The following is a 10389-nucleotide window of genomic DNA, read 5'->3' as shown; positions in this document are numbered from 1 at the left end:
CGAAGATCACTCAGATGGAGCCAGACGCTCACATGGCGTGCCCAAGTCCAGCGGTTCAGGTCGCCAGGGCGACGAAGTAACGTGGGGGTATGCCGATCCAGGTGCTGCTCATCGACGACCACGAGGTGGTGCGGCGCGGCCTGCGTGACCTCCTCTCCGACGAGCCCGACATCGAGGTGGTCGCCGAGGCGAGCGGGGTCGACGAGGCCCTGGCCGTGGCGATGCACGTCGAGCCGGACGTCGCGGTGGTCGACGTGCGGCTCGGGGACGGTGACGGCATCGCGCTCTGCCGCGAACTGCGCTCGAAGCCGAACGCGCCGCAGTGCCTGATGCTGACCGCGTTCGACGACGAGGAGGCCATGGTCGGCGCGATCATGGCCGGGGCGGCCGGGTACCTGCTGAAACAGGTCCGCGGCCAGGACGTCGTCAACGCGGTCCGCGAGGTCGCGGCGGGCCGGTCGCTGCTCGATCCGCTGTCGACGGCGCGGGTGCTGGACAAGCTGCGGCATCCGCCCGAGGACGAACTCGGCTCCCTCACCGAACGCGAGCGCGAGGTGCTGGACCTGATCGGACAGGGCATGTCCAACCGCGAGATCGCGGAACGCCTGTTCCTCGCCGAGAAGACGGTGAAGAACTACGTGACGTCCGTCCTCGCGAAGCTGGGCATGCAGCGGCGCACGCAGGCCGCGGCGTGGATCGCACGCCGGGACAGGTAGTGCGCGAAAAAGGTACCCCCCCCCCCGTCGTTTTGGGCCAAGGTCCCGGTGGATCCGGAATTCGACCAGTGGCTCACGGTTCGGTTCTCCCATCGCGTCCTGGTCGTCGTCCGCACCGTGACCACCTTGACCCGGCTGCTCGACGTCGTGTCACTGCTGAAGGACGACCCGCGGGTCCAGGTCGTGTTCACCCACGACGAGCGGAAACCGGCGATCCTGTCCGCCGGCGTCGGTGAGTTCCTCGCCTCGCTGGACGCGAAGGTCATCCCCTGGGAACAGGCGGTCGAAACCCGATTCGACCTGGCGATAGCGGCCAGCGAGAACGACGACCTCCACCGGCTGAAGGCGCCTGTCCTGCTCGTTCCACACGGCATCGGGCACCAAAAGCACTACCCGCGCCAGGCGGTCGTTTCGGGCCTGAATCCGGCGCAGCTGGTCCACGAAGGTCGCGTCGTACCCAGCCGGATCGGCCTGTCGCACGGCAACCAACTGCGCTACCTCCGGCAGAACTGTCCACAAGCCGAGCCACACGCCGTCGTGGTCGGCGATCCCTGCCACGACCGGATGCTCGCCAGTCTCAATCGCGTGGCCCGCTATCGGCGACTGCTCGACGTTCGGGATCGCAAGCACGTCGTACTGGCCTCGACCTGGGGGCCGGATTCGCTGCTGGGCACCGATCCGAGCCTGCCCGCGCGTCTGCTCACCGAGCTCCCCGTCGACGAGTACCAGTTCAGCCTCATCGTGCATCCGGGTGCCTGGGCCGCCCACAGCCCCTGGCAGATCCGCGCGTGGTTGTCCCGGGCCCGGCGAGCCGGTCTCGCCGTGATCCCGGCCCAACGTGGCTGGCAGGCGACCGTCCTCGCCGCGAACATCCTGATCTCGGACGGAGGCTCCATCGCGCTGTACGCCGCCGCCGCGAAGATCCCGGTGCTGATCGGCAGCCGGGAACCCGCCACGGTGGTACCGGATTCGCCACTCGCCGAACTGCTGGCCAGAGCTCCGCGGCTCGACACGGAGCGCGATCCGCGCGAGCAGATCGACCGAGCCTGCGCGACAAAACCACTCACCGACGTCGCGGAACAAGCGGTCGAGTTCTCCGGAAAGTGCGCGGAGCTTCTCCGGCCCGTTCTCTACGAGTTGATGCGTCTGGCGGAGCCGGACACCCGCGCGGTCTTCCGTCCCGTCCCTGATCCGGTGCCGGACGTGACGGAGCCGACGACATTCTCTGTCGAGGTCCGGCAGCACGCGGACCAGCTGGCGGTCGCCCGGTTTCCCACTGAGCAGGCCGGGCAAGCCACGTCACCCGATCGCCACATCGTCGCCCACGAAGAACTGTCCACTCTGGACGATCTCGAAGGCGCCGACGTGGTCTACTGCGAGTTCACCGGCGAGAGGGCCGAATTCGCCGATTGGGCACGGGCAATCACCCGTCGTCGTCCCGATGCCGGGCTCATCGCCGGGATCGGCGCGGACCGGTGCCTGCTCTGGAGCGCGGGAGGGCGATCCTTCGAGCTCGTCACCGAAGGCGAACCGCTGACCGCGATCTCCGCCTGGTACTGGCGCAGAAGTAAGGACCTCCCGTTGACTGGTTCTTTCCAGATACGCGGGGGCCAGAACATCCGGACCGTGGTCAGCTCGGCGCTCACCGGGTGATCAGTGGCGGCATCCCGTTGATGATCTTGGCGTGCACCCCGGCGGCACGCGGATGCCTGACCGCCTGCAATCGCCGCCAGACGCCGGACCAGTGGTGCCGTGCCAGATCGAAGTCCCCGCAGTACCAAGCGGCGTCCCCGAGTGCCTCGGCGATCTCCAGCTCGTACTGATCGCTCCCGGTGGGAACCACCATGCGCCAGACTTCCGGCAACAGATCGAGCGCTTGCCGCGCGGCGGCCGCCGCTCCCGATCGGCTCAGCGCCTTCGCCCGGACCAGCCATACTTGGGCGAGGTCACGTTTGTTCCCGGGATCCGTGTTCGATTCCGCTTCCTCGAGCAGCTGGAGCACCCCGGTGAGATCACCGACCAGTACCAGGACGTTGGCCAGCATCCTCGCGTGCAACCCTTGCCCTCTGAAGGGAAGTCCGCCCAGCGTCCGGCTGATCTTCAGTGCCTCGAAGAAGCAGGCCGCCGCCTCGCTGTACTGGCCTCGTTCTCGGTGGAAGAGGCCGCGGAACTCCCATAGTGACGCGCGGAGCTGGCGATTCGTTTCGGTTTCGGGGAACTCCAGCCGGCGCGAGAGCTCCCCCAGCCTGCCGAACTCCTCCTCTGCCCGCTGGAACTCCTGGAGCAGCGAATACAGGCGCGCCTGCTGCGCGATGGTCCTCAATTGGAGCGGAACGTCGCCGAGTTTTTCCGCGCTCGCGATCCCCCATCTGTTGATCTCCGCGAGCTCACGCAGATGTCCTCGGTGCAGCCCGACGATTTCCAGGGCACCACAGAGCTGCGTCAGCTCGAGATGGAGTCCGGCGTCGTGGGCTGGTTTCGCCAGCGCGCGGTAGACCGGGATCTCGGCGACCAGCAGGTCGACCGCGTCCTGTCCAGGGGCGAGGTCCAAGGGCCGGGTGCCCTCCGGCAACGTCTGGTCGTACAGCCTCAGCCGCCCGCGGCCCATCTTCCACTGATCCGCCTGCACCGCTTGGGTGCGGTGGAACCTTACGAGCCTCGGGAATCCATCGTCGCTTGGCGTATGACCCGCGCGAGTGAGCGCCTGCCTCGCCTGTTTGGTCAGCCGAAGCCGCTTGCCGGGCTCCTCGGTCACGAAGAAGACCGACTGGAGATGCACCAACCCGTCGAGGACCTCGAACGGTTCGCAACCGGCCACGGCCGCGGCCGCCTCGTGCGTGAAGCCCGGTCCGGGAATTTCGCTCAGTGCCCGGCAAAGATCCTGTTCACGCCGTGGGAGTCCCGCGAGTACCCGATCGAAGGCGGCGCTCACGGGACCGAGGGAGCGCCCGCTGCTCAATTCCTTCGCGAGGAGCTTGAGCGGCCGGGCCGCCAGTGCCGCGCGTTGCCTCGCCGCGATCGCGGCGGCGACCACCGTCGCCGGAAAACGGTCACATTCGGCGAGGACTTCGAGTGCGCCTTCGGGATCGGCGGCGAGCAGATCGGTCCCCGCGATCGCTTCGAAGAGCATCCGATCCGCTCCCTCTTCAAGCCTGCTGAGGGGTACGTGCCGGGGATACTGCGTCACGAGCTCGTCGGGCATATCTTCCGTCAACGCGAGCACCAGGCTCATCGGCGACGGAGGCACCAAGGCCTGGAGATCACGGACGCTTTCGACCGAGTCGAAGACCAGGAGCAACCGCAACGGCCCGAGCAGGTCGTCGTACTGGGTTTTCAGTTCACCCGCACCCGACGTGACGAGTTTGGGTTCCACCCCCAGCGTTTGGAGCACGGCCTCCCGAACCTGGCTGATCCTCAAGGGCGCGCCCGGCCCGTCGCGATGGTCCGCGAGGTCGATCAGCAGCGCGCCGTCGGGATACGCGCCGCCGGAGCGCAACCCGTAATGCTCGGCGAGCGTCGTTTTGCCGACTCCGGAAGGACCGGAGAGCACCACCACACCGCTGCCGCCCAGCCGGGCCTGGGCACCGACGCGGTCGTACAGGGTCGGCGAACGCGGAACGATCCGCGGCCGGGCCTTGCTCATCGCGAGCATGCTTTCGACCAGTTCCCGCAATTCTCCCGCCACAGCCGGGTCTTCGACCGCGAGATGGCGCACGGCGGCCTCCAACGCGGCCGGGTCGGAACGCAGCCGTTTCCCGTCCCGCCGTCCCGCCAGCTTCTTCCAGAGATATTCGGCGACCTTGCCTCCGCTGGTGAAGACCAGAGCGACGGTCTGTTTGACGAGCTCCGCCTGAAACGGATCAGTCACCTGTAAACCCCCTCACAGCTGTACCCGACACGCTAGCAGCGCGGATCATGCACGTCACTCACCGTGAACCTCGCTTTGCCCGCTACTTGACGAGACCCAGCAGCTCGACCAACCGGCCGGTGGCCAGGAAGAAGAGAATGCCCGCCAGCAGGATCAGAACGCTGATGAACGCGCGGCCCCTCTGCAGGACAGTGTCGGCCGTCTCCACCCACCTCTGCCAGCGTGGCCGGATGACGGGCTGCTCCGGCACGTCCGCCACCAGCGACGCGTACCGATCAGGAAGCAGGTTGAACTCCTCCACGGAAACCAGCGTCAATCCCGCGATGACGAGTTCTCGATATCTCTGTGTGTTCTCGGCGTTCCGCGCGGCGCCGATGGATTCACTCCGAAGCGCCCAGGCGATGGCCTGATAGGTGCTTCGCAACCGCTCGTAGTCATAAGGAGTGAGACGGCGCTCGGTGCCACGGACATATCGTTCGACGTGGCGTGCCAGCCCGAAACCCATTTCATGCATCAGGTTCCGCGGCCGGGATGCCCGGAAAGACCACGGCAGATGCGGCGGTCGCCGATAAGATGCATCCGGCCGCTGCTTGGCGAGAAAGTTCAAAATAAAGAACGAATCGTCGATCAACCCCTGATGCGGAGACGAAATACGGAGGAACCAGCGAACCAGGGCGATCCACAAGAGAGCCGCGACACCACTCAGGAGGGCCGAAAGACCAAGCATCGAGGCCTCGGGGCCGGTGCGGCCTCCTGCCGGAAAGACGCCGATCGAGAACACGACACCTGCCCACATCGCGGGCAGAACCGCGCCGAATATCAAGGACAAGGACAGCCCTCGATCGCGGGTCCGGGACACCGCGAACTCCCTGATCAGACCTTCGGTGTCCTCGACACCTGGTACGGTCACGGACTCCTTGTCCATCCGGGAGCGGATTCGCCCGAACATCCAGCTGACCGAAAAAAGGTAGACGAACACGTAAACCACCGGGGCGACCAAGATCCCCAAGAAAAGTGGCAGAGTCAGGGTCACACGCCAACTCAGCGACGCGAAACCGAACGCGACGATCTCCGCCAGAGCAAGAGCGATAATGATTCCGAAACCAAGCCACGCCACGCGGGTGATCTTTTCCCGGACTCGGCTCGTGTCGTAAAATTCCTCGCCGTGAAAAATCCTTGCACCGAACCGGGCCAAACCATCCTGCAGGATCATCCATGAACCCACATGGACAGTGAGAACAACCAAGGCCAAGCCGAGCGTTGTAGCGCCATAGCCGAGAATCATCGCCTTCGCGGTCATGTCTCTCCCCTTTCACGACCAGTCCGCTCAAGGGTGCACGGTGTCCCGCTGGTCCGGGATGACCGTGCCGTCGTCGCGCAGCACCGGGCCGTGCGTGCCGTCGGCGTTCTCGTACGCCGTCGTCGAGCACGGGTAGGTGCGGTTCAACGCGGGGAAGGGCTCGATGAACATCGGGTTCACCGCCCACTTCCCGTCCGCGTTGTCGTAGGCGCGGCACATCAGCTCGTCCTTGTTGCGGTTGAGCGTGACGCGGACTCCGGTCGCGTCGCGCAGCATCGTGACGTCGGTGGTCGCGTCGCCGCCGGCGAGCGCCTGCCGCTTGGCCGCCGGTGCCGCTTCCATCGCCTTCGCGCCGCGGATCCCGAGGATCCTTTCGTTGATGAAGCAGCGCTTGCCGTCGATGTAGGTCATGATCTCGTCGGCGCCGTCGGCGTGCCCGCCGCAGCCTTCGAGGTGCCCGTTGATCCGGCCGTTCGTGGTCTGCGAGTAGATCCCCAGCGTGCGGCTCGGCGGGATGCCGATCGCCGAACCCCAGACGTCCGCGAACTCCTTCGGCGAGGCGGAAACGACCCACGTCGAGAAGCCCGCCTTGTTCAGCGTCGCGACCAGGTCCTTGATCTCCGGGTAGTACCGGATCCACGCGACCTGGGTGCTCGATCCGACCTTCTGGGTCGCTCCGACCGGCGCCAGCAGCGCCGCTGCCCTGGCCTGCCGGGCGATCGCGCGGACCTCGTCCGGCCGGTAGCCCGCGTTGATCTGCGCGACCCAGGCGTAGGCCGCCTCCATGTAGCGCCGGTTGTTCCCCGCGAAGACCTCTTCGCCGGTGCTCGTCTTCGCGTTCTTCCGCACCGACAGGAGCTCGTCGGCGCAGGCGAGGTTCTTGCTGGTCGGCAGCGGTTTCCCGGCCGGGGTGGCGGTGCCGCAAGCCTTGCCGAGCGCGTCCGCCCCGGCGTCGGTCATGAACCGGCTGGTCGTGCGCCAGTCCTTGTTCCGCGGCTGCAGGACCTTGTCGTGCCGGATCATCCAGAAGACGGTCTGGTCGGAGATGTCGTTCTTGATGACCGTGTTGTCCCAGTCGAACACCGCCACCGGCCGCTCGCCGTGCTTCCCGCCGCAGCGGCCGCGTTCGTCGATGACCTTCTGGATCTTCGCGGCGTTGTCGCCGTACCAGTGATCGGCCAGCCGTAGCTGAGGGCAACGGGACTCGGTCGCGACCGCCGACGTGCCGGGTAAGGCCACCGGAACGACCGCGACGGCGGCGGCAAGGGCCACGGCTCGCAGGAACCTCGGCATGTGATCTCCCCACGTCTTCGTCGACAGTTCGGGGAGATCCTGTCATTTTCCGGCGAGAGTCACGACCTGCCGGTTGTGAAAGTAGTCATCCTCACGAAGCACCGTGACGCTGCCGGGTGAAGCGCGGAAGTCGACGTACCCGGCCGACTCGAGCGGCATCCGGATCCACGCCGCGACGACGAAGGTCAGCGCGCCGCCGTGCGTCACGATGATCTGGTGCTCGCGGGGGCTTTCCAGGATCGAGTCCATCGCCGCGTAGAGCCGCGCGGCCATCGCGCCCTTCGTTTCGGCACCCGGGATCCCCTCGTCGTGCCCCAGCCGTTCGCCGGTCGGCGGCGGCGGGACGAACCGGCGGTCCAGCCACTCTTGCGGCTTGCCCCCGGCCTCCCCGTACGACTTCTCGCGCAGCCGCCGGTCCAGGACCGGTGTCACGCCGAACCGTTCGCCGATCAGTTCCGCCGTCCGCGCGGTGCGACGCAGGTCCGAGGAGTGGATCTCCACGCCGTCCGGCACCTTCGCGCGCAGCGACTCCGCGATGGCGACGGCCGCGCGCTCGCCGTCGGCGGTGAGTTCGGCATCGAACCAGCCGCCGACCAGGCGATCGACGTGATGAGTGGACTCCGGATGAGTGACGACGTGGACCGTGCGCATCCCTCGAATCTAAGCGCGGGTCAGTTTCGCGTAGGCGACGACGTTGTCGAGGTAGTTGCCGGTCGAGGAATCGAAGTCCCCGCCGCAGGTGATCAGGCGCAGTTCCGGTCCGGTCGTGTCGCCGTAGACCTTCTCCGTGGGGAAGGACGCCTTCGGATGCCGCTCGACGGCGTAGACGGTGAACACCGCGGTGACCCCGTCCTTGCGATGCACGACGGCTTCGTCGCCGGTCTTCAGTTCCTTGAGCCGGACGAAGACACCGGGGACCTTCTTGTAGTCGACATGCCCGGCGAGGACGGCGGGCCCGATCTCGCCGGGTGCCGGGCCGCCGGTGAACCAGCCGGTGGTGATCGCGTCGTTCGGCACCTGCAGGGTGCCGTCACCGGCCAGGCCGAGGTCGACGATCTCGCCGGTGCGGACCCCGATCGCCGGGATTTCGAGCGTCGCCGGTTTCGCGGGTCCGAGCGGCGGGGCGGTGACGGCCGGAGCCGCCGCCGAAGACACCGTGGAGGGTGCCGCCGGCGACGCGACCTTGCCCGTCGGCGGGACGGCGCAGGCGGTCAGCGCGGCCGCGAGCACCACCCCGAGGAGCGTGCCGATGACCAGCGGAAACGGCCACCGGCGCCAAGAAGCCCTGGTCATCGCTCGGCACGCCGCCGGAGGACGAGGGACGCGCCCGCGGCCGACACGGTCAGCAGGGCCGTGCCGGTGAGCGCGACCGCGCCGATCTCCAGGAGACCGCCGTTGACTTCGGCGGTTTCCTCACCGCCGCCTGTCGCGACACCGCCGACAGGCTTGACCTTCACCTGGCCGGACTTCGCGGGCTCGCCGAACCGGGATTCGCACGCGTACCCGTCGTTGTCGCCGTCGAGCTTGTGCGGGTCACGCGGGTTCTTCTTGAGCTCGGCCTGTGCCGCGGCCTGCGACGGGAAATCGGCGCAGTCCTTGTCCGCGAATTTCGCACTGCCCGGCACCGGTTTCGTTTCCGTCGTGATGGGCGGAACGGTGGGCGTGATCGTTTCCGTCGGCGTCGTTCCCCGCTTCGGTAACGTTTCGCACGCGATTCCGTCCTTGTCCCGATCGAGCCCATGCGGATCCGATCGATCTTTGTCGAGTACGGCCTGCGCTTCTTCCTGGAACTGGAAGCTCCCGCAGTCCAGATCGGCGGCCGCGGGCGCGTCCGACAGCGCGAACGCGACGGATGCGGGGCCGAACAAGGAGAAACCGGCGAGGATCACGGCCGTGCCGAGGGCGCGACGAACCGAGGACATGGGGGTCCTTTCGATGGGAATTCGCGCTCCGGGCGCGTTCGATACCCTTACAATCGCGCGCCGAACCAGGCTGTTACGGATTAATCGGAAAACGCGAATCGTCACTCTAACGAGCGACGGAGACCGTTAATTTCACACGGTTTGGTCGAGCGGAACGTCGAAAGCGACCAAAGTGCCCAGACTCGGCGACGAATTGATCGAAAACCGCCCGCCGGACGTCGTCGCGCGTTCGTCGAGATGACGGAGACCGCGTTTGGCGACCCCCTGCGGGACACCGGATCCGTTGTCCCGCACGCGGAGTTTGACGCCTTCCACATCGCGGCTGAGCGTCACGCGGGTCTCGCTCGCCCCGGAGTGCCTGACCACATTGGACAGTGCTTCGCGAAGCGCGGCACGGATGTGATCCGCCTGCTCGGCGGGGATGTCGGCCAGTTCTCCGGACAGTTCGAGGGTCGGCGGGTAGCCGAGGAGTTCGCCCGCGATGCGCACCTCGCCGCGCGCGGACTCGGCGAGGTCGGTGGCGGTGATCGTCTCGTTCGCGGGTTCCGGGCTGCGCAGGGCGCGTACAGTGCCGCGGATCTCTTCGATGGTCTGGTCGAGCTGGTCGATCGCCTCGGACAGCCGCACGCCGTCGGCCTGCGCGAACCGCTTCCGCATGTTCTTGCGGACGCGGTCGAGTTGCATGCCCGCGCCGTAGAGCCGCTGCACGATGACGTCGTGCAGTTCGCGCGCGATGCGTTCGCGCTCTTGGTAAAGGGTCACGCGGTGCCGGGCGTTGGCACCCTCCGCCAACGCGAGGACCACGCCCGCCTGCGCCGCGAAGGCGGTGAGCACCTCGACCGTGCTGGCGGAGAACGGGGCGCCGCCGTGGCGGCGGTACACGGTGAGCGCGCCGAGAACGCGTCCGCCCGCGCCGAACGCCGACGCCGCGAAGGGACCGAAGCCCTGTAGTTCCGGCGGCACGAACGGCGCCGTGCGGGGATCGACGGTGAAGTCCTCGCTGACCACCGGTTCACCGCCGCGGGCGACCTGCCCGGCGGCGGAATCCGCGGCGAAAGCCAGCCCCCGAAGGCCCTTCGTGCTGGCTCCGTGCACGGCCTCGACGACCACCTGGCCGTCGTCCGCGCGCACCATGACGAGACCGAGGTCGGCCTCGGCCAGTTCGACGGCGCGGGCGACCACCGTCTCCAGCACGTCGCCCGGGTCGTCGCCGGACAGGGCGGTGCCGGTGATCTCGGTGGCGGCGGACAAAGCGCGCGCGGCAAGGGTGGGATCCATGAGCGCTATCGA

9 protein-coding genes are annotated in these 10389 nt (G+C 67.5%); 2 read left to right on the top strand and 7 right to left on the bottom strand.

All coding sequences use genetic code 11. The features are described 5' to 3' along the window. Positions 1-89: 89 nt before the first annotated feature. Positions 90-716: a response regulator gene (locus tag ACLJPX_RS21845; RefSeq protein ID WP_101611730.1), complete on the top strand. Its 627-nt coding sequence runs from the start codon at positions 90-92 to the stop codon at positions 714-716. Between the two features lie 48 nt (positions 717-764). Then, positions 765-2369 (top strand): hypothetical protein, encoded by a 1605-nt coding sequence (locus ACLJPX_RS21840; RefSeq protein ID WP_410601699.1) that lies wholly within the window; start codon positions 765-767, stop codon positions 2367-2369. Here ACLJPX_RS21840 and ACLJPX_RS21835 read toward each other — a convergent pair. The 7 genes from ACLJPX_RS21835 to ACLJPX_RS21805 all read right to left on the bottom strand — a co-directional run bounded on the left by ACLJPX_RS21835 (position 2359) and on the right by ACLJPX_RS21805 (position 10377). Next, the gene (locus ACLJPX_RS21835) at positions 2359-4584 is read right to left on the bottom strand and encodes a hypothetical protein (protein ID WP_410601698.1); all 2226 of its coding nucleotides are present in this window, start codon (positions 4582-4584) and stop codon (positions 2359-2361) included. The genes ACLJPX_RS21840 and ACLJPX_RS21835 overlap by 11 nt on opposite strands. Positions 4585-4666: 82 nt before the next feature. Then, entirely contained in the window at positions 4667-5884 is a 1218-nt protein-coding gene (locus ACLJPX_RS21830; protein WP_410601697.1) for a hypothetical protein, read from the bottom strand. 27 nt (positions 5885-5911) lie between these two features. Next, positions 5912-7177: a haloacid dehalogenase-like hydrolase gene (locus tag ACLJPX_RS21825; RefSeq protein WP_410601695.1), complete on the bottom strand. Its 1266-nt coding sequence runs from the start codon at positions 7175-7177 to the stop codon at positions 5912-5914. Between the two features lie 42 nt (positions 7178-7219). Next, on the bottom strand, positions 7220-7828 hold the full coding sequence (locus ACLJPX_RS21820) for a histidine phosphatase family protein (protein WP_410601694.1): 609 nt from the start codon (positions 7826-7828) through the stop codon (positions 7220-7222). A 9-nt stretch (positions 7829-7837) separates the two neighbouring features. Continuing rightward, entirely contained in the window at positions 7838-8470 is a 633-nt protein-coding gene (locus ACLJPX_RS21815; protein ID WP_101611727.1) for a class F sortase, read from the bottom strand. Next, positions 8467-9099, bottom strand: a complete 633-nt coding sequence (locus tag ACLJPX_RS21810; protein WP_410601693.1) for an excalibur calcium-binding domain-containing protein — start codon at positions 9097-9099, stop codon at positions 8467-8469. The genes ACLJPX_RS21815 and ACLJPX_RS21810 overlap by 4 nt, the downstream gene beginning before the upstream one ends. A gap of 132 nt (positions 9100-9231) precedes the next feature. Continuing rightward, complete coding sequence (locus ACLJPX_RS21805) at positions 9232-10377, bottom strand: GAF domain-containing sensor histidine kinase (RefSeq protein ID WP_410601692.1); 1146 nt, start codon at positions 10375-10377, stop codon at positions 9232-9234. Positions 10378-10389 lie beyond the last annotated feature (12 nt).

This window comes from Amycolatopsis sp. lyj-90, assembly GCF_046549035.1.
In the GTDB taxonomy this organism is placed as follows: Bacteria; Actinomycetota; Actinomycetes; order Mycobacteriales; family Pseudonocardiaceae; genus Amycolatopsis.
The sequence above is the reverse complement of the archived record's forward strand: the minus strand, read 5'-3'. Positions and strand labels throughout refer to the sequence as shown.

Coding starts and splice junctions, on each gene's coding strand:
- ACLJPX_RS21845 (WP_101611730.1), top strand. CDS start 90: ATGCCGATCCAGGTGCTGCTCATCGACGACCACGAGGTGGTGCGGCGC.
- ACLJPX_RS21830 (WP_410601697.1), bottom strand. CDS start 5,884: ATGACCGCGAAGGCGATGATTCTCGGCTATGGCGCTACAACGCTCGGC.
- ACLJPX_RS21825 (WP_410601695.1), bottom strand. CDS start 7,177: ATGCCGAGGTTCCTGCGAGCCGTGGCCCTTGCCGCCGCCGTCGCGGTC.
- ACLJPX_RS21820 (WP_410601694.1), bottom strand. CDS start 7,828: ATGCGCACGGTCCACGTCGTCACTCATCCGGAGTCCACTCATCACGTC.
- ACLJPX_RS21815 (WP_101611727.1), bottom strand. CDS start 8,470: ATGACCAGGGCTTCTTGGCGCCGGTGGCCGTTTCCGCTGGTCATCGGC.
- ACLJPX_RS21810 (WP_410601693.1), bottom strand. CDS start 9,099: ATGTCCTCGGTTCGTCGCGCCCTCGGCACGGCCGTGATCCTCGCCGGT.
- ACLJPX_RS21805 (WP_410601692.1), bottom strand. CDS start 10,377: ATGGATCCCACCCTTGCCGCGCGCGCTTTGTCCGCCGCCACCGAGATC.